This window comes from Peptoclostridium litorale DSM 5388 (assembly GCF_900141635.1).
Classification (GTDB): domain Bacteria; phylum Bacillota; class Clostridia; order Peptostreptococcales; family Peptostreptococcaceae; genus Peptoclostridium; species Peptoclostridium litorale.
The window spans coordinates 57744-81919 of sequence record NZ_FSRH01000014.1; the positions used below are offsets into that span (position 1 = coordinate 57744).

General features: G+C 41.2%; 22 protein-coding genes, 1 tRNA gene and 2 other annotated features. All 23 genes read right to left on the bottom strand.

What is annotated here, in order from left to right:
* Positions 1 to 41: 41 nt before the first annotated feature.
* A complete protein-coding gene (rpoC, locus tag BUQ87_RS12380; RefSeq protein WP_038267369.1) occupies positions 42 to 3539 on the bottom strand; it encodes a DNA-directed RNA polymerase subunit beta' in 3498 nt (1165 codons plus the stop codon).
* A gap of 113 nt (positions 3540 to 3652) precedes the next feature.
* A complete protein-coding gene (gene rpoB, locus BUQ87_RS12385; RefSeq protein WP_038267459.1) occupies positions 3653 to 7387 on the bottom strand; it encodes a DNA-directed RNA polymerase subunit beta in 3735 nt (1244 codons plus the stop codon).
* 301 nt (positions 7388 to 7688) lie between these two features.
* On the bottom strand, positions 7689 to 8054 hold the full coding sequence (gene rplL / locus BUQ87_RS12390; RefSeq protein ID WP_038267372.1) for a 50S ribosomal protein L7/L12: 366 nt from the start codon (positions 8052 to 8054) through the stop codon (positions 7689 to 7691).
* Between the two features lie 110 nt (positions 8055 to 8164).
* The gene (gene rplJ / locus BUQ87_RS12395; protein WP_038267374.1) at positions 8165 to 8668 is read right to left on the bottom strand and encodes a 50S ribosomal protein L10; all 504 of its coding nucleotides are present in this window, start codon (positions 8666 to 8668) and stop codon (positions 8165 to 8167) included.
* A gap of 35 nt (positions 8669 to 8703) precedes the next feature.
* Positions 8704 to 8850 (bottom strand) — a sequence feature (ribosomal protein L10 leader region).
* Positions 8851 to 8889: 39 nt separating this feature from the next.
* Positions 8890 to 9588, bottom strand: a complete 699-nt coding sequence (gene rplA / locus BUQ87_RS12400) for a 50S ribosomal protein L1 (RefSeq protein WP_038267376.1) — start codon at positions 9586 to 9588, stop codon at positions 8890 to 8892.
* A 56-nt stretch (positions 9589 to 9644) separates the two neighbouring features.
* Entirely contained in the window at positions 9645 to 10070 is a 426-nt protein-coding gene (gene rplK, locus BUQ87_RS12405; protein ID WP_038267378.1) for a 50S ribosomal protein L11, read from the bottom strand.
* A gap of 34 nt (positions 10071 to 10104) precedes the next feature.
* Positions 10105 to 10632, bottom strand: coding sequence for a transcription termination/antitermination protein NusG (gene nusG / locus BUQ87_RS12410; RefSeq protein ID WP_038267380.1), 528 nt, complete (start codon positions 10630 to 10632; stop codon positions 10105 to 10107).
* 49 nt (positions 10633 to 10681) lie between these two features.
* Positions 10682 to 10897 carry a preprotein translocase subunit SecE gene (gene secE / locus BUQ87_RS12415; RefSeq protein ID WP_038267383.1) on the bottom strand — a complete coding sequence of 72 codons (216 nt, stop codon included), beginning with the start codon at positions 10895 to 10897 and terminating at the stop codon, positions 10682 to 10684.
* Between the two features lie 12 nt (positions 10898 to 10909).
* Positions 10910 to 11059 carry a 50S ribosomal protein L33 gene (rpmG, locus tag BUQ87_RS12420; RefSeq protein WP_038267387.1) on the bottom strand — a complete coding sequence of 50 codons (150 nt, stop codon included), beginning with the start codon at positions 11057 to 11059 and terminating at the stop codon, positions 10910 to 10912.
* A gap of 302 nt (positions 11060 to 11361) precedes the next feature.
* On the bottom strand, positions 11362 to 12555 hold the full coding sequence (gene tuf / locus BUQ87_RS12425; RefSeq protein WP_038267392.1) for an elongation factor Tu: 1194 nt from the start codon (positions 12553 to 12555) through the stop codon (positions 11362 to 11364).
* Between the two features lie 74 nt (positions 12556 to 12629).
* Positions 12630 to 12705 (bottom strand) — tRNA-Thr (locus BUQ87_RS12430).
* 52 nt (positions 12706 to 12757) lie between these two features.
* Positions 12758 to 13396 carry an RNA polymerase sporulation sigma factor SigH gene (gene sigH, locus BUQ87_RS12435; RefSeq protein ID WP_242943841.1) on the bottom strand — a complete coding sequence of 213 codons (639 nt, stop codon included), beginning with the start codon at positions 13394 to 13396 and terminating at the stop codon, positions 12758 to 12760.
* Positions 13397 to 13419: 23 nt separating this feature from the next.
* Complete coding sequence (locus tag BUQ87_RS12440; protein WP_074210113.1) at positions 13420 to 13932, bottom strand: NYN domain-containing protein; 513 nt, start codon at positions 13930 to 13932, stop codon at positions 13420 to 13422.
* 2 nt (positions 13933 to 13934) lie between these two features.
* Positions 13935 to 14669, bottom strand: a complete 735-nt coding sequence (gene rlmB / locus BUQ87_RS12445; RefSeq protein WP_143182472.1) for a 23S rRNA (guanosine(2251)-2'-O)-methyltransferase RlmB — start codon at positions 14667 to 14669, stop codon at positions 13935 to 13937.
* Positions 14670 to 14685: 16 nt separating this feature from the next.
* Positions 14686 to 15444, bottom strand: a complete 759-nt coding sequence (gene thyX, locus BUQ87_RS12450) for an FAD-dependent thymidylate synthase (protein WP_038267398.1) — start codon at positions 15442 to 15444, stop codon at positions 14686 to 14688.
* 95 nt (positions 15445 to 15539) lie between these two features.
* Positions 15540 to 15971: a Mini-ribonuclease 3 gene (locus BUQ87_RS12455; protein ID WP_038267400.1), complete on the bottom strand. Its 432-nt coding sequence runs from the start codon at positions 15969 to 15971 to the stop codon at positions 15540 to 15542.
* Entirely contained in the window at positions 15956 to 17353 is a 1398-nt protein-coding gene (gene cysS / locus BUQ87_RS12460; RefSeq protein WP_038267402.1) for a cysteine--tRNA ligase, read from the bottom strand. Before cysS ends, BUQ87_RS12455 begins: the two co-directional genes overlap by 16 nt.
* A 172-nt stretch (positions 17354 to 17525) precedes the next feature.
* The gene (gene gltX / locus BUQ87_RS12465) at positions 17526 to 19010 is read right to left on the bottom strand and encodes a glutamate--tRNA ligase (RefSeq protein WP_038267405.1); all 1485 of its coding nucleotides are present in this window, start codon (positions 19008 to 19010) and stop codon (positions 17526 to 17528) included.
* 101 nt (positions 19011 to 19111) lie between these two features.
* Complete coding sequence (locus tag BUQ87_RS12470) at positions 19112 to 19504, bottom strand: ArsR/SmtB family transcription factor (protein WP_052636325.1); 393 nt, start codon at positions 19502 to 19504, stop codon at positions 19112 to 19114.
* Positions 19505 to 19602: 98 nt separating this feature from the next.
* Positions 19603 to 21129, bottom strand: a complete 1527-nt coding sequence (locus BUQ87_RS12475; RefSeq protein WP_038267407.1) for a YbaK/EbsC family protein — start codon at positions 21127 to 21129, stop codon at positions 19603 to 19605.
* A gap of 81 nt (positions 21130 to 21210) precedes the next feature.
* Positions 21211 to 22656 carry a proline--tRNA ligase gene (gene proS / locus BUQ87_RS12480; RefSeq protein ID WP_038267409.1) on the bottom strand — a complete coding sequence of 482 codons (1446 nt, stop codon included), beginning with the start codon at positions 22654 to 22656 and terminating at the stop codon, positions 21211 to 21213.
* A gap of 96 nt (positions 22657 to 22752) precedes the next feature.
* Positions 22753 to 22967, bottom strand: a binding site (T-box leader).
* Between the two features lie 43 nt (positions 22968 to 23010).
* Positions 23011 to 23484 (bottom strand): 2-C-methyl-D-erythritol 2,4-cyclodiphosphate synthase, encoded by a 474-nt coding sequence (ispF, locus tag BUQ87_RS12485; protein WP_038267412.1) that lies wholly within the window; start codon positions 23482 to 23484, stop codon positions 23011 to 23013.
* A gap of 1 nt (position 23485) precedes the next feature.
* Positions 23486 to 24172, bottom strand: a complete 687-nt coding sequence (ispD, locus tag BUQ87_RS12490; protein ID WP_038267415.1) for a 2-C-methyl-D-erythritol 4-phosphate cytidylyltransferase — start codon at positions 24170 to 24172, stop codon at positions 23486 to 23488.
* Positions 24173 to 24176: the final 4 nt, after the last annotated feature.

Below are 24176 nucleotides of genomic sequence, written 5' to 3' on the forward strand. Positions count from 1 at the left end.
TTTAGTGTCAATAGAATTTAAAAGCTTTAACATTTTTAATATTATTCAGCAGACTCTTCTTCTGTATTTTTTATAGCTATATTCTTGTATCTTTTCATTCCTGTTCCTGCAGGTATGAGCTTTCCTATTATTACATTTTCCTTTAGTCCTATAAGCTTGTCTTCTTTTCCCTTTATTGCTGCCTCTGTAAGAACCCTTGTTGTCTCCTGGAAAGACGCCGCTGAAAGGAACGATTCTGTTGCAAGAGATGCCTTTGTTATTCCAAGAAGCACTCTGTTTGAAGTTGCAGGAGTTCCGCCTTCAGATTCAACTCTTTCGTTTTCATTTTCGAATTCGAGCCTGTCTACAAGACTTCCTGGAAGGAACTCAGTATCTCCCTCTTCTTCAATTCTCACTTTAGAAAGCATCTGTCTAGATATTATCTCTATGTGCTTGTCGTTTATATCAACACCCTGCATTCTATAAACCCTTTGAACTTCCTGAACTATATAGTTTTGAACGGCTGTTACGCCTTTTACAGCCAGTATGTCGTGTGGATTTATTGAACCTTCTGTTATAGGGTCTCCTGCGCTTACAAAATGACCTTCCTTGACTTTTATTCTCGAACCGTATGGTATCGAGTAAGTCTTGCTTTCGCTGTCTTGTCCTGTTATTATTACATCCCTTTTATTTCCGCTCTCTTTTATCTGAACAGAGCCGTCTATTTCTGTTATTATTGCAAGACCCTTTGGTTTTCTGGCCTCAAAAAGCTCCTCGACCCTTGGAAGACCCTGAGTGATGTCGCCTCCAGCAACTCCACCTGTGTGGAATGTACGCATTGTAAGCTGTGTACCCGGCTCACCTATCGACTGGGCAGCAATTATACCTACAGCCTCTCCGGTATTTACCTGTTTGCCTGTCGCAAGGTTTCTTCCGTAACACTTAGAGCATACGCCGTGCTTAGTCTTACAGCTTAGCGCCGATCTTATCATAAGATTTTCTATTTCGGCTCCAATTATCTTGTCTGCGATGTCTTCAGTTATGAGCTCTCCGTTAGGTACGATAATATCGCCGGTTTCCGGATGAAGTACATCTTCTGCAGCATATCTTCCAAGTATTCTGTCATAAAGCTCCTCTATTATTTCGTTTCCATCGCTGAACTTTCTAACTAGTATACCTTCTTTACTTCCACAATCTTCTTCTCTTATTATTACGTCCTGAGATACGTCAACAAGCCTTCTTGTAAGATATCCTGAGTCGGCTGTACGAAGTGCTGTATCCGCAAGACCCTTTCTTGCTCCGTGTGAAGATATGAAGTACTCCAGTACCGAAAGACCCTCACGGAAGTTCGCCTTAACTGGAAGTTCTACGGTTTCTCCGGTCGCATCCGCCATAAGACCACGCATACCTGCAAGCTGTCTTATCTGGTTTTTACTACCCCTCGCTCCCGAGTGCGCCATTATGAATATGTTGTTTAGTCTGTCAAGGTTGTCCATAAGTGCGTCGGTTACTTTGTCTGTTGTAGCAGTCCAAGTTTCGATAACTCTTTCTTTTCTCTCTTCATTTGATATAAGACCTCTTCTGAAGGCTTTCTCATATTTTGCAACCTTCTCTTCGGCCTGCGCAATATATTCATATTTCTCCTTAGGAATCTCCATATCCGCTACCGAAACAGTTATGGCTCCCCTTGTCGAAAACTTGAATCCAAGCTCTTTTATGTTGTCAAGCATTATTGCAGTAGTTGTATTTCCATGCTTTCTGAAGCACTTGTCTATTATCTGACCCATTTTCTTTTTGTCTACAAGGAAATCTACTTCAAGGCTGTGCATGTCCTTTTCCCTGTCTACAAATCCCAGATCCTGAGGAATGTTTTCGTTGAATATGAATCTTCCCACAGTACTCTCTACAAGTATGTCCTTGCCTTGATCATCTTTTCCTATTCTGACCTTTACCTTTGCATGAAGTGCCACGCATCTGTTGGTGTATGCAAGAAGCATTTCATTGTAGTCCTTGAACACCATGCCCTCGCCCAGAGATCCTTCTATGTCAAGTGTAAGGTAGTATCCTCCAAGAACCATATCCTGAGTAGGAGTAGTTATTGAAGATCCGTCTTTAGGCGCAAGTATGTTGTTTGTTGAGAGCATAAGGAATCTACACTCAGCCTGTGCCTCCACTGAAAGTGGCAGGTGGACAGCCATCTGGTCTCCGTCGAAGTCGGCGTTGTATGCAGTACATACAAGAGGGTGCAGCTTTATGGCCTTTCCTTCAACCAGTATAGGTTCAAATGCCTGTATTCCAAGTCTGTGCAGAGTAGGTGCACGGTTTAGAAGAACTGGATGAGCCTTTATTACATCTTCAAGCACGTCCCAAACTTCAGGCTTAACTTTTTCAACCATTCTCTTCGCACTCTTTATATTGTGTGCACATCCCTTAGTTACAAGCGCATTCATAACGAAAGGCTTGAAAAGCTCAAGCGCCATCTTCTTTGGAAGTCCGCACTGGTAGAACTTAAGCTCTGGCCCTACGACTATAACCGAACGTCCCGAATAGTCAACACGCTTTCCTAGAAGGTTTTGACGGAAACGTCCCTGCTTTCCTTTTAGCATGTCTGAAAGCGATTTTAGCGGTCTGTTTCCAGGACCCGTTACAGGTCTTCCCCTTCTACCGTTATCTATAAGTGCATCTACCGCCTCTTGAAGCATCCTTTTTTCATTTCTGACTATTATGTCAGGAGCTCCCAGCTCAAGTAGTCTTTTAAGTCTGTTGTTCCTGTTTATAACTCTTCTGTAAAGGTCGTTTAGGTCTGATGTTGCAAACCTTCCTCCGTCAAGCTGAACCATAGGTCTAAGATCTGGAGGTATTACAGGTATTGCATCAAGTACCATCCAGTCTGGCTTGTTTCCAGACTTTTTGAAAGCTTCTACGACCTCAAGTCTTCTTATTGTTCTGACTCTCTTTTGTCCTGTGCTGTCCTTAAGCTTGCTTCTAAGGTCTTTTGAAAGCACCTCAAGCTCTACATTCTCAAGAAGATCTCTTACCGCTTCAGCACCCATTGCCGCCTTGAATCCTCCAGGGTACTTGTCCATGGCCTCTCTGTACTCTTTCTCTGTAAGAAGCTGCTTTTCGCTAAGTCCCGTCTCTCCAGGATCAGTAACTACATATGATGCAAAGTATAGTACTTTTTCAAGTGAACGTGGTGACATGTCAAGAAGAAGTCCCATTCTAGATGGAATTCCCTTGAAATACCATATATGTGAAACTGGAGCTGCCAATTCTATATGACCCATTCTCTCACGTCTTACTTTTGATTTGGTGACTTCAACACCACATCTGTCACACACTACACCTTTATATCGTACTCTCTTGTATTTCCCGCAGTGACATTCCCAGTCCTTTGTAGGCCCAAATATTCTTTCGCAGAAAAGCCCGTCCTTTTCAGGTTTTAAAGTCCTGTAGTTTATTGTTTCCGGCTTTTTAACTTCCCCCTTCGACCACTGTCTAATCTTTTCAGGTGAAGCCAAACCTATTTTCATCGATTCAAAATTACCAAGTTCAAACAAGGAGTTCTCTCCCTTCTCTGTTAGATTGACTTGTCAAATATTCAAGACAAGGATTTAAAATCAAAGTAGCAACACGACCGTGTAGCCCGCAATTTTTTTCGCAGGCTATGGGTCTAAATATCTATATTTTCGCCAATTCCATAATTGTTTTCTTTGAAAAATTCCTGATCCGCATTGTCTTCATCAAAGTCATCTACGTCTTCTTCGCTATAGCCTTCAGCTTCATCTTCATCTTCTTCGCCCGGTTCTTCTTCGCTATAGCCTTCACTGTAATCAGAATCTGTCTTTATATATTCAAATTCGCCTTCCATGCTTGTCTCTTCTTCATCCACAGACTCTTTTATTTCTATTTCCCTGTCTGCTTCAAGCACCTTGACATCAAGACAAAGACTTTGAAGTTCTTTTATAAGAACCTTGAATGACTCAGGTATTCCCGGTTCTGGAATATTTTCGCCCTTAACTATCGCTTCATAAGTCTTAACACGACCAACCACGTCATCAGACTTGACAGTAAGGATCTCCTGAAGTGTATGTGCTGCTCCGTATGCCTCAAGCGCCCAAACCTCCATCTCTCCAAACCTCTGTCCTCCAAACTGCGCCTTACCGCCCAGCGGCTGCTGAGTTACAAGCGAGTAAGGACCAGTTGACCTTGCGTGTATCTTGTCGTCTACAAGGTGGTGCAGCTTAAGCATGTACATGTATCCTACAGTTACCCTGTTGTCAAACGGATCTCCAGTTCTTCCGTCATACAGCTGGAGCTTTCCGTCTTGAGGATATCCCGCTTCTGCAAGTGCCTTTTCTATGTCTGACTCGTTTGCTCCGTCAAATACCGGTGTCGCAACGTGCCATCCCATCTTCTTGGCTGCAAGTCCAAGGTGAACCTCAAGTACCTGTCCTATATTCATACGCGATGGAACGCCCAGTGGGTTTAGTACTATCTCTACAGGAGTACCGTCTTCCATGAAAGGCATGTCCTCTTCTGGAAGTATCCTTGAAATTACACCCTTATTACCGTGACGTCCAGCCATCTTGTCTCCAACATTTATCTTTCTCTTTGTAGCTATATATGCTCTGACAAGTTCGTTTACACCCGGAGGAAGCTCATCTCCATTTTTCCTTGTAAACACCTTCACATCTACTATTATTCCACTTTCTCCATGAGGAACCTTAAGTGATGTATCTCTTACCTCTCTTGCCTTTTCACCGAATATGGCTCTTAGGAGTCTTTCCTCTGCTGTAAGCTCAGTTTCACCCTTAGGTGTAACCTTGCCGACAAGAATGTCTCCTGATTGAACCTCGGCTCCTATTCTTATTATTCCCCTGTCATCAAGATTCTTTATTGCATCTTCTCCGACATTCGGAATATCTCTTGTTATTTCTTCTGGTCCAAGTTTTGTATCTCTTGCCTCTGCTTCATATTCTTCTATGTGTATAGTCGACAGCCTGTCTTCTTTTACAAGTCTTTCATTGAGGAGAATCGCATCCTCGTAGTTGTATCCTTCCCATGTCATGAAGGCTATTCTACAGTTTCTTCCAAGCGCCAGTTCTCCCATCTCCGTAGATGGTCCGTCAGCCAGTACATCTCCTGCATTTACAATCTCGCCTCTGTCTATTATAGGCGTTTGGTTAACGCATGTTCCCTGGTTTGACCTTTTGAATTTAAGCAGCTTGTACCTGTCTCTTTGGCCGTCTTCTCTTTTTACTATTATTTCATTTGCCGTTACTCTTTCAGCCACACCCGAGTTTCTTGCTATTATAGCTACACCCGAGTCCATTGCGGCCTTTCCTTCCATACCTGTACCTATAACAGGAGATTCCCTTCTTATAAGAGGAACCGCCTGACGCTGCATGTTCGATCCCATCAGGGCACGGTTGGCGTCGTCATTTTCAAGGAATGGTATTATTGCAGTCGCTATGGAAACAACCTGCTTTGGAGATACGTCCATATAATCAACAAGTGACGGATTTACAAGCTCAGCCTCTCCGCTTACAGCTCTAGCCGTTACCCTTTCATTTACGAATCTTCCTTCTTCATCTAGAGGCTCATTTGCCTGCGCTCTTACATAAAGGTCCTCTTCGTCAGCAGTAAGATAGTCTATCTGGCTAGTCACTATGCCCTTTTCCTTGTCTATCTTTCTGTAAGGAGATTCTATGAATCCATATTCATTTATCTTCGCAAATGTACTAAGCGAGTTTATAAGTCCGATATTTGGGCCCTCTGGTGTTTCTATAGGACACATTCTTCCATAGTGTGAATGGTGAACGTCCCTGACCTCAAAGCCCGCTCTTTCCCTAGAAAGACCTCCTGGTCCAAGGGCAGAAAGCCTTCTCTTGTGAGTAAGCTCTGAAAGAGGGTTTGTCTGGTCCATGAACTGCGAAAGCTGAGAGCTTCCGAAGAACTCTTTTATAGAAGCCGCCACAGGTCTTATGTTTATAAGCGCCTCCGGACTTGTATTTTCTGTATCTTGTATAGTCATTCTCTCTCTTACGACTCTTTCCATTCTGGAAAGTCCGATTCTGAACTGGTTCTGAAGCAGTTCTCCGACAGATCTTACCCTTCTGTTTCCAAGGTGATCTATATCGTCAATTCTTCCCACTCCGTGGAAAAGGTTGAATTGATAGCTTATAGACGCTATTATATCATCAAGTATTATATGCTTTGGTACAAGCCTTCTCTTGTTCTTTTTAAAGCTTTCAACTATCTCTTCTTTTGTATTGCACTCTTCAAGAATCTCTACAAGTGTTGGATAGTGAACTTTTGCCTTAGGGCCAAAACCTTGTATTTCAAAGTCAACATGAGCCTTAAGGTCTACGAAATTATTTCCTATTACCTTTATTTCCTTGTCTTCGCCGCCAAGCACTCTGACTATGTTTATTCCGGCATTTTGGATTGCAAATGCCTTCTCAAGGGTTATTTTCTCACCCTTTTTCACAAACACTTCTCCAGTATCGCTTGAAACTATATCTTCCATAGCCGTTCTTGTTGCTATTCTATGAGCTATAGAAAGCTTTTTGTTGAATTTATACCTTCCAACTTTTGCAAGGTCATATCTTTTAGGGTCAAAGAATAGAGAATTCAAAAGCGATGTCGAACTCTCCACTGTAGGCGGCTCGCCAGGTCTCAGCTTCTTGTATATCTCTATAAGTGCTTCTTCCCTGTTTTTTGTATTGTCTTTTTCAAGGCTTGCAAGAAGTCTTTCGTCCTCTCCAAGAAGCTCTATTATCTCTATGTCACTTGAAAATCCAAATGCTCTAAGCAGTACAGTTATAGGCTGCTTTCTTGTTCTGTCAACCCTTACTGAAATTACATCGTTTGAATCCGTTTCATATTCAAGCCATGCTCCCCTGTTTGGAATAACGGTTGATGAAACGAGTTTTTTCCCTGACTTGTCTCTTTCTTGAGAGTAATATACTCCTGGAGATCTGACAAGCTGGCTGACTATTACCCTTTCTGCGCCGTTTATAATAAACGTACCCTTTTCAGTCATCAGCGGGAAGTCTCCCATAAAAACGTCTTTGCCCGGCTCTTTTATCTCTCCGGTGCTTTTGTTTTCGAGTCTTACTTTCACTTTCAGCGGTGCCGAGTAAGTAACGTCTCTCTCTTTTGACTCTTCAACGCCATATTTAGGATCGCCAATAGAATAGTCTACAAAATGAAGCGACAAATTACCCGTGTAGTCTTCTATTGGTGATACGTCCTCAAAGACTTCCTTCAGGCCTTCTTTTAAAAACCAATCATACGAATCCAGTTGTATTTCTACAAGATTCGGAAGTTCTGCTACTTCATTGATTCGAGAAAAACTCATCCTAGTTCTCTTTCCGCTTTTTACAGGATGTGGATATGGCATCAATTGTTCACCTCTCCTAAAAAAATCTATTGTTAATGTATGTCAAATTGAAAAAATATACCGAACGACAGAAATATCCATTGTACGCATTTAAATATGATATCACACGCTTGTCAATAAGTCAATATTATATTTTTATCATTTTTTATTAATAAGCTTTAAAGTGCGCTTGAATTTAAAATTCAAGCGCACTTTAAAGCTTATTAAACAAACATTGCCATTCAATTAATTTCACCATTTTTTCAAAAGCAAATATAAAAGGCACCTTACTTGACAATAAGGTGCCTTTATTATATTTTTACTATTTAACTTCTATTTTAGCTCCAACTTCTTCAAGCTTAGCTTTCATTTCTTCAGCCTCTTCTTTTGAAGCTCCTTCTTTAACTGGGCTTGGTGCTCCATCAACAAGAGCTTTTGCTTCTTTAAGTCCAAGTCCTGTTATCTCTCTTACAACCTTTATAACTTTAACTTTTTGTGATCCTGCATCTGCAAGAACTACATCAAACTCAGTTTTCTCAGCTGCTGCTTCTCCACCAGCTGCTGCGCCCGCTACTGCTACTGGAGCAGATGCAGATACACCAAATTTTTCTTCTGCTGCCTTAACTAATTCGTTAAGCTCTAGTACTTTCATATTCTCTATAGCTTCTAGTATTTGTTCTATAGTCATTAAAAGACACCTCCGGTTTTATTCTTTCGATTTAATTATTTTAAAATATACATTTTCTCAAACGCATAAGACTTTGTCTCCTGCAGCTTGATCAAATGCAAAGCACGGTATTATTCGCCAGCTTCCTCTTTTTGCTTTGCAACTGCATCCAAAAGGTATGCAAAGTTCGAAACTGGAGCCTTGAAGCTTCCAAGAAGTTTTGCGATAAGTACTTCTCTTGAAGGTACGTTCGCAAGTTCTTTTATCTTTGCGTCATCGTAGAATTCACCTTCCACGATACCCATCTTAAGCTCTATTGCAGGATGATCCTTCATGAAATCCTTAATTATTCTTGCTGGTGCAACAGGATCTTCATATCCAAAAGCTATCGCATTTGGTCCTACTAGACTTTCATCGTTCAGTTGGTCATATCCAAGTTCGTTTGCTACTCTTCTTACAAGTGTATTCTTGTAAACTTTGTAATCACATCCAGCCTCTTTGAATTTAGCTCTTAGTTCATTAGCTTCATCAACTTTAAGACCTCTATAATCAACTATTACTAGCGAAGATGCATTTTTAAACTTCTCAGTAATTTCTACAACTTGCTCTTTTTTCATTTCTAAAGCCTTAGACACTAACCATCCACCTCCTTTGGTTGTTCTGTAATTATATAAACACTATAAAAGCCCTTGTATGCTCACAGACAGACAAGGGCTTGAATTTCAAAATTCAAAACTTCGAATTTTCGAAGTATTTGACCTCGGTAGGCATTTTAAGCTTTCGCGCCTACTGTCTGCGGCATATTTATTTTTAACAACAAGGGAATTATACTATATCATATACCATATGTCAATAATTATTCTGATATTTTGTTTGGATTTATTTTAATTCCAGGTCCCATTGTGCTAGCAACAGTAACTGATCTTAAGTACTGTCCTTTAGCAGCTGCAGGCTTAGCCTTCTCTATTGCATCAGCAAGAACTGCAAAGTTTTCAAACAGTTTTTCCTTGCCGAAAGAAACCTTTCCTACTGGAACGTGAATTATGTTAGTCTTATCTAGTCTATATTCAACCTTACCAGCTTTTATATCATTTACTGCTGCTGCAACATCGAATGTAACTGTACCTGATTTTGGGTTTGGCATAAGACCTTTTGGTCCAAGAACTCTACCCAGTCTACCAACTACACCCATCATGTCTGGAGTTGCAACTACAACATCAAAGTCAAACCAGTTTTCGCCTTGGATCTTGCTTACAAGGTCCATTTCTCCTACATAGTCTGCTCCAGCTTGCTCAGCTTCTTTAGCTTTTTCTCCCTTTGCGAACACTAGAACCTTTTTAGTTTTTCCTGTTCCGTGTGGAAGTACTACTGCTCCTCTAACCTGCTGGTCAGCGTGTCTCGAATCTACACCAAGCTTTATGTGAGCTTCTACTGTTTCATCAAATTTAGCACTTGCACATTCTACTGAAAGTGCCATAGCGCCAGATGCACTGTAAAGAGTATCTTTTTCGATTTTCTTAAGTGCGTCTACATACTTTTTTCCTTTTTTAGCCATGTTTATTCCTCCTCGTGGTATTAGCGGTTTATTTCCTCCCACTTATTTCTAAAATACTAGTCTACAACTTCAACGCCCATGCTTCTAGCAGTACCAGCTATCATACTCATAGCTGCTTCTACATCTGTCGCATTAAGGTCAGGCATCTTAAGCTCTGCTATTTCCTTAAGTTGAGCTTTTGTTATTTTAGAAACCTTCTTCTTGTTTGGCTCGCCTGAACCAGACTCTATTCCACAAGCTTTCTTTATAAGTACTGCAGCTGGTGGAGTCTTTGTTATGAATGTGAATGATCTATCCTGGTATACCGATATTATTACCGGTATTATCATGCCAGGCTGGTCTGCAGTCTTTGCATTGAACTCTTTAGTGAACTGCATTATGTTAACACCATGCTGTCCTAGAGCTGGCCCAACTGGTGGAGCTGGAGTCGCCTTTCCTGCAGGTATTTGCAATTTTATCTGACCTATTACTTTCTTAGCCATATATAACACCTCCTCATAATTTAAATCATATATATTACATTTTTTCTATTTGGTCAAAACCCAGTTCAACTGGTGTTTCCCTACCAAACATTGAAATTAAAACTTTGACAACACTTTTTTCCATATTTATTTCTTCTACATTCCCCATGAACCCTTCAAACGGCCCACTCTTAACTGAAATAACGTCGCCTAGTTCCACATTTATCTCAGATGTAACCTTTTCAACTCCCATAGCGGCCACTTCTTCGTCTGAAAGCGGCACAGGCTTTGAACCCGGTCCTACGAATCCGGTTACTCCTTTTGTGTTCCTAACTATATACCATGACTCATCAGTTATAAGCATTTTTATTATAACATATCCGGGGAATTTCTTTCTGGATTTTACTTTCTTTTTTCCATCTTTTATTTCCACTACCTCTTCTGTAGGAACTTGCACGTCAAATATGAAATCTTCCATATTCCTTGTTATTACAGTCTTTTCTATAGTTGCCTTTACCTTGTTTTCATGCCCAGAATAGGTGTGTACAACATACCATTTAGCTTTTTCTTCATTGTTAGGCATAATATTAGTCATCCTTTCTCCTAAAAGGCGACTCCCTATCCTTTTAGATTTATTGCTTAACTATAAATTTCAACAAAAAGCCTAGTCCTGAATCAAGCAGCCAAACAAAGAAACTTACAAAAGCACTTGTAACTAGTACTACTGTAGTATATCTTACAAGCTCTCTTTTACTTGGCCAGTGAACCTTTTTAAGCTCTCCTTTTACTTCCCTTAAAAAGCCCGCCTTAGACTCTTTGCCACCAGTAGTATTTAACTGGGCCGCCATATACTCACATCCTTATTTTGTTTCTTTGTGATTAGTATGCTTTTTACAGAACTTACAGTATTTGCTCATCTCTAATCTATCTGGATTGTTCTTCTTGTTTTTTGTTGTATTGTAGTTTCTCTGCTTGCATTCTGTACAAGCTAAAGTTACCTTCACTCTCATGTAATACACCTCCTTAGTTTCTGCCCATCAAAATATATCATGGATAGTTGGATCGTATCTATTTTTCTGACCACATATATATGCCATTATAAAACATCACCCATAAAATCTATCACATTTTCGAGGTCATGTCAATCTTATGTTGTTATATTTTTTATTTTTGAATATTGAAGCTTGCTGTTTCGACGGCTTGCAGGGATTAAATCTCCAAAAATTTTAAGAGTCTAAAAAAGAGAAGGACTCCCATCCTTCTCTTTGCAATTTCAGAAAGTCTATTTTATTATGCGAATCTTCGCAGGGGATTACTCTACTATAGAAGCAACTACTCCTGCTCCTACTGTTCTTCCGCCTTCTCTTATCGCAAATCTTAGTCCCTCTTCTATAGCTATAGGTCCTATTAGTTCAACTTCCATCTGTACGTTGTCTCCTGGCATTACCATTTCTACGCCTTCTGGTAGGTTGATTGATCCTGTTATGTCTGTTGTTCTGAAGTAGAACTGTGGTCTGTATCCGTTGAAGAATGGAGTGTGTCTTCCGCCCTCTTCCTTCTTAAGTACGTATACTTCCGACTTGAATTTAGTGTGAGGCTTTATTGATCCTGGCTTAGCTAGAACCTGTCCTCTTTCTATCTCGTCCCTTTGAACTCCTCTTAGAAGTACTCCTATATTGTCTCCTGCTTGCGCTTCGTCAAGAAGTTTTCTGAACATCTCTACTCCTGTTACTATTACTTTTCTTGGTTCTTCTGATAGACCTACTATTTCGATCTCGTCCTGAACCCTAACTATTCCTCTTTCAACTCTTCCTGTAGCAACTGTTCCTCTTCCCGTTATAGAGAATACGTCCTCTACTGGCATTAGGAATGGCTTGTCTACATCTCTTTCTGGCTCTGGGATGTAGCTGTCTATAGCTTCGAATAGCTCTATTATTTTGTCTCCCCACTCACTGTCTGGATCTTCTAGTGCCTTAAGCGCTGATCCTGCTATTATTGGAGTGTCGTCGCCTGGGAAGTCGTATGCGTCTAGCAACTCTCTTATTTCCATTTCTACTAGTTCTAGTAGTTCTTCGTCATCTACCATGTCGCACTTGTTCATGAATACCACTATGTATGGTACTCCAACCTGTCTTGACAGTAGTATGTGCTCTCTTGTCTGAGGCATTGGACCGTCTGCTGCAGATACAACTAGTATTGCTCCGTCCATTTGCGCTGCTCCTGTTATCATGTTCTTAACGTAGTCAGCGTGGCCTGGGCAGTCAACGTGTGCGTAGTGTCTGTTTGGAGTCTCGTACTCAACGTGTGCTGTTGATATTGTGATTCCTCTTTCTCTTTCCTCTGGTGCCTTGTCTATGTTTGCAAAGTCTACTGCTTCACCAGTTCCGTATCTCTTGTTTAGTGTGTATGTTATTGCTGCTGTTAGTGTTGTCTTTCCATGGTCAACGTGTCCTATTGTTCCGATGTTAACGTGTGGCTTATTTCTTTCAAATTTAGCTTTTGCCATCTTGCTTGTCCTCCTCCTTATAAAAACCGCCCTTAGCGCTTTATATTTTTAGGCTTACTGCAGTTATTTTATTCTGGAGCCCACGAGCGGACTTGAACCGCCGACCTCCGCCTTACCAAGGCGACGCTCTACCGACTGAGCCACGTGGGCACTAAAATCATCTCTAATATTGTACTATTGCCCCCCTATAAAGTCAATAGTTTTAGTCATTTATACAGCCCATATAAAGCCTCACTTTTCTTTTTATCCTCTGCAGTGTATTATCAATGGATTTGAATGTTTTTCCAAGCTCATTTGCGATCTCTTCATATGACTTTCCGTCCATATATAGATACAGCACTTCTTTCTCTAGATTGCTGAGGATCATATCTATCTTTTTTTGAAGCCTTATGAATTCTTCTCTCGACACCACTATTCTTTCCGGGTTTTTAGACATGCTGTCAGCCAGAATATCAAAAGGCCACTTGTCAGTTTCCAGTTCACTTGAGCACGAGCTTATGGATACATATGAATTAAGTGGAATATGCTTTTGTCTTCTGGATGTTCTTATGGCCGTTATTATCTGCCTTTTTATGCACATCTCTGCAAACGACCTGAACGAAGCGCTTCTTTTTGCCATGTCATAGTCCCTTATGGCCCTGTAAAGTCCTATCATGCCTTCCTGCATTACATCTTCAGCCTCTGCTCCAACTATGAAATAATATCTCGACTTCAGCTTCACAAGCCCTCTGTATTTTTCCATTATATATTCAATGGCTTGCTGGTCTCCCCGCTTTGCACTTATAAGCGCAGCCTCTTGTTCGTTTGCATGTCCAATTCCACCGGTAGCGTCTCTTTTCAAATACAGCAACCCCCTGACATTCTTCAAAAATTGCCGTTTCTACGCATTTGCTCAAGCTTTAAAAACACATCATCATCAACAACATCTGCAAGAGTGATCTTGGAAGCCTTTTTTTGAGAAGACCCCTTCATCTTTTTGCGTGAATTTTGCACGTCTATATGGAGCTCTCTAGCCGACAGTCTGCTGCAGCCTTTCCCCAGTACTATCTGCTGCTCGGCCCAATCATTTGTAGCCACTCTTATAACGGCTCTTTTGTCCAGCTCCCCTATTACCTTTTCAATATATGAATCTGCCGTTTGATTTTCCTTTGTGTATACAACCGTAACCTTGGGATATTTTTGCTTTGTTCTGCTTCTCTTTTTCACTCTATACGCATCAAATACTATTATGACCTCTTCGCCGCTGAGCGCTGCGTATTCGAGCATCATTTGAACAAGCTTATCCCTTGAAGCTTCAAGGTCGTTTTCAGCAATATTCTTAAGCTCACTCCAGGCATTTATTATATTGTATCCGTCTATTATAAGATATTCCTTCACATTTATCCCTCTTTAAGAGTTCTCTGCCTTAAAACCTCATACATTATTACTCCGCCCGCAACAGATGCATTTAGAGAAGAAACCTTTCCTTCCATAGGCAGTTTAACCGCAAAGTCACAATTTTCTTTTACCAGCCTGGATATGCCTTTGCCCTCACTCCCAAGCACTAGTGCTATAGGGCCTGTCATATTACTCCTATATACGGAATCTCCATCCATGTCAAGCGCCGCTATCCAAAGGCCGTGTTCCTTGAGTTCCTTAATTGCATTTACTATGTTAGAAACCCTGCATACAGGCACATGCTCCACTGCTCCCGCAGAAGACTTTACAACAACAGGAGTTATGCCAACGCTTCTTCTCTTTGGAATTATAACCCCATGCGCTCCTACCGCATCTACAGTTCTTATTATCGCCCCAAGGTTATGAGGATCTGTTATGCCGTCAAGCACTATGAGAAAAGGGCTTCCTTCTTGATTGTTGCAGTACTCCATAAGCTCATCCAGTTCATAATATCCGTATTCAGAAACAATGGCTACAACACCCTGATGGTTTGTACTCTCGCACATTTCATCAAGCTTCTTCTTGTCTGCATACTTGATTAATATACCCCTGTCCTTTGCCATTCCAACAATTTTTTTAATTGACCCCTCGGCTCCCTTTGCTATTGTTATGCTGTCTATTTCCCTTTCAGCCTTTATGGCCTCCATCACAGGATTTCTCCCTTGTATTCTTTCCACAAAATCACTCCTAAAACTATAAATTTTTGTATTTGGCTCTTATTTCTTCTATTTTTCCGCAGCTCATGTTGCCTTCCGGACATGCGGACTTTATGCAGCTTGGACCAGCATTCTTGAATATTGCAGGTGCCACAACCTTCACTTCCTTCAGCATTAGATCTGCCATAGTCCTTATCTCTCTTTGGGCCCTTTCGCAGCATCTTTTTTTGAAAAAGTGTATTAGTGTTCTGGCATTCATTGTAAATATCATTTTAGTCTCGCATGCATTCGGGAATACATATCTTGCATCTTCTATGGCCTTTTTTTCAGAAGCCCTTTCGGCTTTTTTCTCAGACATGCCTTCCTTTGTCATCTGCTCATAATGCGAATTTTGAAGTATTGCCACAAGCTCATTGTAGACCTTCTGGTCGCTTTCCATAGCCTGAATGAATTTTTCTTTTGCCTCAGGGTTTTTCTCTATTTCCTCTGGCACTATATATTCGAACTGCTCAAGCTTTACATATCTTTGGCTCTGCTGCGAATAACTCGCAAGCCTGTGCCTTACAAGCTGATGAGTACAAGCTCTTGATATCCCTTCAACTGCAAATGTAAAACTCACATGTTCTATAGGACTTTCATGCCCTATGTCCACCAGCATCTGTACAAATCTTTCTACTTCGGCTTCGTCTAGGTTTTTATCTATATCGTCAACCCCACCCCTAGAGTAACAAAGCTTTGCAGCCATTGCAACCACTCTTTCAGGCTGTGGAGTATACTGAATCAGTTTAACTTTCATTTTTCAGCGGCCTCCTGTCAATATCAGTTTTCATTTTCATTAATAAAACTCCCATTTCGACGCACAGGCTAAAATGAGAGTTTTATATTTAGACCCTATTGAATCTGATTTTCTATAAGTTCTATGCTCTTTTCAATCACAGCCTCTAGCTTTTCTTCAAGCCCGTTTAAATACAAATATCCTATAAGGGTTTCAAATCCCGTGGCATATCTGTAATCTGAAGCCTGTGCGTTTTTTGGCATAGAGCAGCTCTTTTGATTTCTTCCCCGCTTGACTATGGCCCACTCAGCCTCGTCCAGCTCTTCCTTAAGAGCCATTACCGCCATGGCCTGCGCCTTTGCCTTCACAAAATTAGTGGCCTTTTTGTGCATGTCATTTACCTTTATGTTTCCATATTTGCATATAAGGTATTTCCTTACGTATATTTCATATACGCAGTCACCCATATAAGCCAGCACAAGAGGAGAAAGCAGATTTGCATCCTTTACTTCTTTTATTGCATTTAAATCCTTTAGGCTCTTTTCCATTTAGTTCCCTGCCTTGTATCTTCAAGAACTATGCCCTTGTCCTTAAGCATGTCTCTTATCTCATCAGCCCTTTTAAAGTCTTTTCCTTTTCTGGCGTCAATCCTGTCTTGTATAAGCTGTTCAACCTCTTCGTCCAAAAGCTCCTCTTCAGCCTTTTGGCACACTATACCTAAAACGCCTGTAAGCTCGTCGAATATAGACTCGCCCATCTCCATGAATCCGTGCGACACCTCTTCGTCAAGCTTTGTATTAAGGAATCTCGACAGCTCGAATATAACACTTACAGCGTCTGCAGTGTTAAGGTCGTCATCCATTGCCTGCTTGAATCTTTCTCTATACTGCTCAAACTGCCCTCTATCTTCAGCCGATGCCGCCATTTTATCTTTTTGAGTGTTTTCAGCCGCAAACTGGAGCTTTTCTCTTGTGTTGTACAGCCTTTCAAGGCCTGCCTTAGCCTGCATAAGTAGGTCACCGCTGTAGTTTATAGGGTTTCTGTAGTGAGCTGAAAGCATGAAAAATCTCACGACCTCAAGGTCCACTTCTTTCGCTATGTCTCTCACTGTAAAGAAATTTCCCTTTGACTTTGACATCTTTTCATTGTTTATGTTTATATACCCATTGTGAACCCAGTATTTCGAAAAAGGCTTGCCGTTTCTAGCTTCACTTTGCGCTATTTCGTTCTCGTGGTGCGGGAATACAAGATCCTGGCCTCCAGAGTGTATGTCTATAGTCTCTCCAAGGTGCTTTCTGGCCATTACCGAGCATTCTATATGCCATCCAGGTCTTCCCTCTCCCCAAGGACTGTTCCATCCCGGCTCGCCTTCTTTTTTGGCTTTCCAGAGAGTGAAGTCTGCAGGATGCTTTTTCTTGTCACTTATGTCTATCCTCGAACCCAGCTCAAGCTCCTCAAGATCCTGTCCCGAAAGCTTTCCATATTCATTGAACTTATGAGAGTCGAAATACACGTCTCCATCTGATTCGTATGCATATCCCTTGTCTACAAGGTCCTTTATGAACTCTATTATGTCGTCCATTGTCTCTGTGACCTTCGGATGAACATCTGCCCTCTTTATTCCAAGTGCATCGGCATCCTTGAAGTACTCCGCAATATATCTTTCTGAAATTTCAGAAGGCTCCACACCTTCGTCATTTGCCCTGTTTATTATCTTGTCGTCAACATCAGTAAAGTTTTGCACAAACTTCACATCATATCCAATATATTCAAGATACCTTCTAAGTATGTCAAACATTATGAATGGTCTTGCGTTTCCTATGTGGAAAAAATTATATACGGTAGGTCCGCATGAATACATCCTTACCTTGCCTTCTTCAATTGGTACAAATTCTTCTTTTTTTCTTGTAAGAGTGTTGTACAGCTTCATATGCAATCACCTCTTTTTTTATTAGCCCTTACAATGCACGCTTCATGTAAAAAATCTCACATCATCATTTTACATTCTTTTTAGCATTTTTGCCATATATTATACTTCGCTTTTCCTTTTCAAAACGCTTAATGCCGCCATAGCGGCGGCATTAATATTTATTTTGCAGGTTTTATATAAGATTGTTTTTTACATATGCTATTCTGCTTAGAACTCTTTCTTTTCCAAGTATTTCTACAACGTATGGAATCTCAGGTCCGTGCATTTGTCCTGTGAGTATCACCCTAGTTCCCATGAAAAGGTTTTTTCCCTTTATGCCGTGCTCTTTTTGTATTTCCTTGAACATGGCCTTTACAAATTCAGGAGTTATCTCAGAAGCACCCGATATCTTTTCTTCAAGAGCTCCTATAAGAGCTGGCATGTGCTCAAGTGCAAGAAATTCCTTTGCATCGTCATTTTCAAGTTTCACATCATCCCCAAAGAAAAGAGAAATCTTTTCAGGAATTTCAGCCGCGTAGTGAAGTCCTTCTTTAACTATGGCCATTATCTTTTTTAGAGTTTCCACGTCCATGTCTTCTCCGTTTGAAACTCCAGACTCTTTTATATAAGGCATTGCAAGGTTTGCAAGCATCTCGTCCTCTGCATCCTTCATATAGTGCTGGTTTATCCAGTTGAGCTTGTTAGTGTCGAAAACTCCTCCACTTCTTGAAACCCTGTCAACTGAAAACGCCTCTATGAGCTCTTCCATTGAGAATATCTCTTTGTTGTCTTCAGGTGACCATCCCACAAGAGCCACATAGTTGACAAGACCTTCAGGAAGATATCCCTTTTTTTCGAAGTCCTCAACTGCAACATCACCCTGCCTTTTGCTAAGCTTTTTCTTTTCAGAGTTTAGAATGTTTGGAAGATGCACGTAAGTCGGTGCTTCCCATCCAAGTACCTCATACAGATACACGTGCTTTGGAGTCGACGATATCCACTCTTCCCCTCTTATTACGTGAGTTATCTTCATAAGGTGATCGTCAACTACAACAGCAAAATGGTATGTCGGGAATCCATCGGCCTTTATAAGAACCTGGTCATCAAGGTCGTCAGTGTTTATGCTGACCTTTCCCCTTACCATGTCGTCAAATTCTATTTCCCTGCTTGCAGGGAGCTTTAATCTTATTACATAAGACTCTCCTGCGTCTATTCTCTTTTGTGTTTCTTCTTTCGATACTCCCGCAAGCCCTCTACAAAAACCATCATATTTGGGAACTTTTCCTTCTGCCCTTTGGATCTCTCTAAGCTTTTCAAGTCTAGGCTTAGAGCAGAAGCAGTAATACGCATGGCCTTCGTCAAGCAGCTTTTGTACATATTTCTTGTATATGTCCAGCCTTTCCGACTGCATGTAAGGGCCGTACTCTCCCTTTTGGAACACCTTTCCTTCTTCGTCTATGCATACTCCCTCGTCATGCTCTATTCCTGCCCATTTCATGGCGTTTAGCATGCCCTCTATCGCTCCATCTACATATCTCGTTCTGTCCGTGTCTTCAACTCTCAGTATATACTCTCCACCTAGCTTCTTCGCAAAAAGATAGTTGTAAAGTGCAGTTCTAAGACTTCCTATGTGTACAAACCCCGTAGGACTTGGTGCAAATCTTACTCTAACGCTCATTTTAAACCTCCCAGTTAATGTATATTGAATTTTTTCACATAATACTAATATATTATAAATGCAAAAATAGTTCAATCAAGACTTGATGAATAGATCGACCTTTATCTTTCAGAATCCATATCCAGTTTTTCAAGGTCAAAATCTGCTTCCCTAAGGTCCTGACAGTTGCATCCGCTCACCTTGTACGCCGCCAGCTTTTCAACGTCGCCTCTGTACTCTCCCATCTGTTGGAGTTGATTGTATATCATCTCTCCAAGGAACGGATACTTCGATATGAAATCTTCATCCAGTTTATAGTGAACCCACTGCGCATCCTTTTCAAACTTTATTATCCCGACGCCCTTGAGCTTGTTCAAATGTCTCGATGCATTTGACTGAGTTATGCCAAGTATGCTTTGAATTTCACCAACGCACAGCTTCCCCCATCTGAGAAGATTGAGTATTCTCAGCCGGTTTTCATCCGAAAGCGCCTTTAGTATTTCCAATACCTCCATACTATTACCTTCCTTCATCCTTTAATGGCATTTTGTTAATTATATTATACACATTAGTCTGCTACAACACCACTGTGCATATAAGGCATGTAAGGACTTTACTTTAAAAGCTGCTCAATTTCCACGTCTTCCTTTTCAGATGTCTTTCTGTTTTTAAGCTCCACTTTCCCTTCGGATACAAGCTTTCCTGCAACTATAACTTTTTCTATGCCCAAAAGCTCACTGTCCTTGAATTTAGACCCTATCCTTTCTTTTCTATCGTCGAGAATCGCACTCAGGCCTTTTTCCAAAAGTGCATCATATATTTTCTCTCCAGCTGCAACTTCTTCCTCTTTTTTAGCATTTCCGATTATTATATAGTATTCAAACGGAGAATGTCCTTTTGGCCAGAGTATTCCCATGTCATCCCTGTTTTTTTCGACCGTTGCAGCCATAACCCTGTCAAGATTGACATAGGCGCTCACCTCGAAAAGCTCCTTTTCCTTTCCCTCTTCATTCAGGTATTTCGAATCCGCCTGCGATATTTTCACCTGTGCAAGGCAGCTTCCCTGTATGGTCTTAAGAGGCGCTTTATCCACAGGGCAGACATCACCTTCTTCAGCCATTCTGAAAATGCCGACCTCCTCAGGCTTGAAATCTCTGTTTATGTTCACGTTTTTTATGTGATAGTCAGTCCTATTGGCTCCCACCACTGCATTTTTCATTCTCAATACCTGCTCGTCGCAAAAAATTCTCCCCGCCTTAAGTCCTATAGGTCCTGCAAATCCAGCATCTGCCGACGTAGCTTCTCTCACTTGGCTCTCGTTTGCCATTTGAACCATGTTTTCATCGACTCCAATATGCTCCGCAAGCAGCCTTATATTGATGCTCTTGTCTCCTCTCAAAAGCACTGCAACTATTTCACCTTTAACGTCAAACAGCAGAGTCTTTATGAACATAGACGCAGGGCTGCCAAAAAAGCTTTCAAGGTCAGATATCGACCCTACTGAAGGGGTGTAGACTTCTTCCATTTCAAGTTCTTCTTCTGTGGATAAGTCATCTAAACACACGGGTCTGAGTTCATCGGCCTCTCCCCCATATCCACAGTTTGCACAGGACATAAAGCTTTTTAGTGGATAATCTGTATAAAGCATAAATGTGGCTTTATCTCCCTCTTCAAGGCATTTAGGATCAATCCCCGCATCTTTAAATATGCCCATAAGCTTTTCTTTTGCTTCGCTGTATGCCCCTGCTGCATTCTCTTCATCCGCAAAGCTTAAAAATTTCATCATTTTGTCACTTTTAGGATTTAAAAGCCCGTCCTTGAACTTGTAATCACTGTTTTTGTATTTCGATTCATAAACCAAATTCAAAGGAAGCTCCTTGTATGACTTTATATCACTTGAATACGCATTTATGTTTTTCTCTTCGCCAGATGCCATTTCAATGTCCATGTACCCTTCAAAGCTGTTTTTTATTATTGCCCTAAGTCTATCTGCAAAAAGTTTTCCCATAGGAGTATACGAGTAGCTCGCATCTTCAAGGAATTTTATGAGCCCGCTCCTGTATAAAAGCTTTGTTGACTCCAGCCCCATGTCATATGGGAACGATTTGTATGTCTTCATGTAAAGCTGTGAAAGTTTCATATTTATCCCCCCTGATAATATACCGTCTTTGTAAAAAAGGCGGCCATGCGGCCGCCTAAAATTATAAAGTCAATTTCATTCTTAATATGCTTTTGCCAAATAAACCATTTTTTCAGCTTTTTTGCCGCAGCATATGCACTTGTCCGAAAGGTTTTCCTGCTCAAAAGGCATACATCTTATTGTAGCTCCCGTTTCCTCTTTTATCTTTAATTCGCACTCTTGATCTCCGCACCACATAGCCTTTACAAAGCCTGGATTTTCAGAAAGCGACTTTTTAAGTCCGTCCATGTCAAACGCTACGCTTGTCTTTTCCTCTCTCATCTTAAGAGCTTTTTCAAAAAGGCTCTTTTGTATGTCTTCAAGAAGATCTTCTACTGTCTTAGCAAGGTTTTCCATTGGCACCTGTGTCTTTTCAAGAGTGTCTCTTCTGAATATAGTCACCTGTCCGTTTTCTATGTCTCTTGGTCCTATCTCAAGTCTGACAGGCACACCCTTCATTTCCCACTCGTTGAACTTCCAGCCTGGGCTGTAGTTGGCTCTATCGTCAAGTTCTACCTTTATTCCGGCAGCCTTTATGTCTGAGTATATTCCTTCAACAACTTCCATTACATTGCCCTTGTGAGAAGCTATAGGCACTATTGCAACCTGTATAGGGGCAATTCTTGGAGGAAGCACAAGACCTCTGTTGTCAGAGTGAACCATTATAAGCCCTCCTATAAGTCTTGTAGATATTCCCCATGAAGTGTGGTAAGGATATGACAGTCCGCCTTCTCTGTCTGTGAACTGTATCTCGAACGCCTTTGTGAAGTGCTGTCCAAGGAAATGGCTTGTTCCAGACTGAAGGGCCTTTCCATCATGCATAAGGGCCTCTATTGTATATGTCGCTTCAGCTCCTGCAAATTTTTCCTTGTCGCTCTTTCTTCCGCATACTACTGGTATTGCAAGCAGTTCCTCGCAAAGCTCCTTGTATATTCCAAGCATCTGAAGAGTCTCTTCATTGGCCTCTTCGTAAGTCTCGTGAAGAGTATGCCCTTCCTGCCATAGGAATTCCGAAGTTCTAAGGAAAGGTCTCGTGCTCTTTTCCCATCTAACTACAGAACACCACTGGTTGTAAAGGTATGGAAGGTCCCTGTATGAGTTAAGCCATTTTGCGTACATTGAGCATATTATAGTCTCAGATGTAGGCCTTACGCAAAGTCTTTCTCCAAGCTCTTCGCTTCCTCCGTGAGTAACCCATGCCACTTCAGGTGCAAAACCTTCAACGTGCTCTTCTTCTTTTTTAAGAAGACTTTCAGGTATTAAAAGCGGGAAGTAGCAGTTCTTGTGTCCCGTCTCCTTGAATCTCTTGTCTGCATACTCCTGTATTCCTTCCCAAAGAGCGTATCCGTAAGGTTTTATTACCATGAATCCCTTTACAGGCGAATAGTCCACAAGATCAGTCTTTGTTATAACGTCTGTATACCATCTCGCAAAGTCAACCTCCATAGGTGTTATTTCCTCGACAAATTGCTTTTCCTTTTTTGCCATTTACATTTCCTCCCCATTAATCAACTTCCAATATTTAAAAATCTTTAAATATGTCGTTTTTAGTTTACAAAAAATAAAAAACCGCGCATCTCAAAAAATAGAGACGAACGGTAATATTCGCGGTACCACTCTAGTTGACGCAAACTGCGTCCTCTTGAAAAGCTTTAACGGGCACAAACCGTGAAGGCCTAATATCTTCAGCCTTCCTGCTCCAGGGCGGGTTCAAAAGATTCCATCATGAGGATATTTCACCGGACAATCCCCTCTCTATAAAGCTTCATCTTTTTACTATTCCCTTTCAAAGCATTTGTTAAAATTATTTTTTGCAATTTTGTTGTATTATATACTAAAATACTACGGCTTGTCAATACAAGAAATCGCCTTTGCCGACATACCTTCTTCTCTTCCTTCAAGCCCCAATCTTTCAGTGGTCGTAGCCTTTATATTCAGCCTGTCTTCATCTATATCCAGCGCACTGCATATGGTTTTTTTCATATCCTGCATGTACGGCGCAAGCTTTGGCCTTTGAGCCACTATGACAGAGTCTATGTTCACCACAACATATCCTTTGGCACCCAGAAGGTTTGAAACATCCTTTAAAAGCACAATGCTGTCCGCCCCCTTGTACTTTTCATCAGTGTCCGGAAAGTGCATCCCTATATCCCCAAGGGCCGCAGCTCCAAGCAGTGCATCCATTATGGCATGTACAAGCACATCCGCGTCCGAATGTCCCAAAAGACCTTTTTCAAAAGGTATTTCAACACCTCCAAGTATGAGCTTCCTGCCTTCTTCAAGCCTGTGCACATCATATCCGATTCCCACTCTCATGCTATCTTCTCCTTTCCAGTATCGCCTTTGCAAATGGAATGTCTTCAGGTGTTGTGATCTTTATATTCTCGTAGTCTCCCATGACTATCTGCACTTTTTCTCCCGAGTATTCCGCAACCATGCTGTCGTCTGTGGCTGCGTATCCCTCACTCACGGCCTTTTCATACGCCCTTTTTATGATGTCCAATTTGAATGTCTGAGGGGTTTGAATGCACCAAAGTTCTTTTCTGTTTGGCGTATCGATCACTATCCCTTCCTCGTCGACAATTTTTATAGTATCCTTTGCAGGAACCCCTGCCGCACATGCACCCTTAGCACTTGCGCATTCAATTGTCCTTTTTATCATATCGCGGGTTGCAAAAGGCCTCGCCCCATCGTGTATAATCACTATTTCACAACCATCGCTCACCTTTTGAAGTCCATTGTATACGGACTCCTGCCTTTCGCTTCCCCCATATACAATGCTGATTTTCTTTCTACATTCAAGCCTCTCAAAAACCTTTTCATTAAATAGGGCCTCATCTTCTCTTGATATTACAACTACAAGTTCATCTATTTCCGGAACTGAAATCATGCTCTCAAGTGTAATAAGAACAAGTGGCCTCCCCCATATTTCCATGTACATCTTGTTTATGCCGCTTTTCATCCTCTTTCCTCTGCCTGCACAAAGTACTATGGCGCTGTTCATATGA

Coding starts and splice junctions, on each gene's coding strand:
- rplL (WP_038267372.1), bottom strand. CDS start 8,054: ATGACTATAGAACAAATACTAGAAGCTATAGAGAATATGAAAGTACTA.
- cysS (WP_038267402.1), bottom strand. CDS start 17,353: ATGAAGCTGTACAACACTCTTACAAGAAAAAAAGAAGAATTTGTACCA.
- ispF (WP_038267412.1), bottom strand. CDS start 23,484: ATGAGAGTGGGAATCGGATATGATGTGCACAGGCTTGAAGAAGGCAGG.
- BUQ87_RS12470 (WP_052636325.1), bottom strand. CDS start 19,504: ATGGAGGTATTGGAAATACTAAAGGCGCTTTCGGATGAAAACCGGCTG.
- rplA (WP_038267376.1), bottom strand. CDS start 9,588: ATGGCTAAAAAAGGAAAAAAGTATGTAGACGCACTTAAGAAAATCGAA.
- rpoB (WP_038267459.1), bottom strand. CDS start 7,387: ATGCCATATCCACATCCTGTAAAAAGCGGAAAGAGAACTAGGATGAGT.
- rplK (WP_038267378.1), bottom strand. CDS start 10,070: ATGGCTAAGAAAGTAATAGGTCAGATAAAATTGCAAATACCTGCAGGA.
- rpmG (WP_038267387.1), bottom strand. CDS start 11,059: ATGAGAGTGAAGGTAACTTTAGCTTGTACAGAATGCAAGCAGAGAAAC.
- BUQ87_RS12455 (WP_038267400.1), bottom strand. CDS start 15,971: ATGGAAAAGAGCCTAAAGGATTTAAATGCAATAAAAGAAGTAAAGGAT.
- ispD (WP_038267415.1), bottom strand. CDS start 24,172: ATGAACAGCGCCATAGTACTTTGTGCAGGCAGAGGAAAGAGGATGAAA.
- proS (WP_038267409.1), bottom strand. CDS start 22,656: ATGGCAAAAAAGGAAAAGCAATTTGTCGAGGAAATAACACCTATGGAG.
- gltX (WP_038267405.1), bottom strand. CDS start 19,010: ATGAGCGTTAGAGTAAGATTTGCACCAAGTCCTACGGGGTTTGTACAC.
- BUQ87_RS12475 (WP_038267407.1), bottom strand. CDS start 21,129: ATGAAACTTTCACAGCTTTACATGAAGACATACAAATCGTTCCCATAT.
- thyX (WP_038267398.1), bottom strand. CDS start 15,444: ATGAAAGTTAAACTGATTCAGTATACTCCACAGCCTGAAAGAGTGGTT.
- secE (WP_038267383.1), bottom strand. CDS start 10,897: ATGGCGGCCCAGTTAAATACTACTGGTGGCAAAGAGTCTAAGGCGGGC.
- nusG (WP_038267380.1), bottom strand. CDS start 10,632: ATGCCTAACAATGAAGAAAAAGCTAAATGGTATGTTGTACACACCTAT.
- tuf (WP_038267392.1), bottom strand. CDS start 12,555: ATGGCAAAAGCTAAATTTGAAAGAAATAAGCCACACGTTAACATCGGA.